Annotated in this window: 1 protein-coding gene; it reads right to left on the reverse strand. The window is 64.9% G+C overall.

What is annotated here, in order from left to right; translation table 11 throughout:
* Positions 1 to 345 (reverse strand): TIM barrel protein (locus AC5RT4_RS17765; protein ID WP_494106623.1); only part of this gene is annotated, 345 nt, incomplete at both ends.

Here is a 345-nt window from a genome sequence, read left to right on the forward strand (position 1 = left end):
ACGCCAGGCCGTGGCCGACGGTGGGCAGGAAGATATCGCCGCGGGGTTCGTTGGGCTTGGGCTCCAGGGCGATGCGCAGGTTGTAGCCCTTGTCCTTAATGTAGGCCGCGGCGGTGTCCACACCCTCGCGCATCCGGTCCAGGGCCGCGGCCAGGTCCTTGGACCCGTCGTATTCGCTGCCTTCACGCCCGCCCCACATCACAAACGTCTCGGCGCCGAACTCCGCGGCCGAATCGATGTTCCGCAAAACCTTGGACAGGGCAAAGCGTCGGATGGAACGGTCATTGGAGGTGAACCCGCCGTCCTTGAACACCGGGTGGCTGAACAGGTTCGTGGTCACCATCG

Source organism: Arthrobacter sp. sptzw42, from assembly GCF_059089685.1.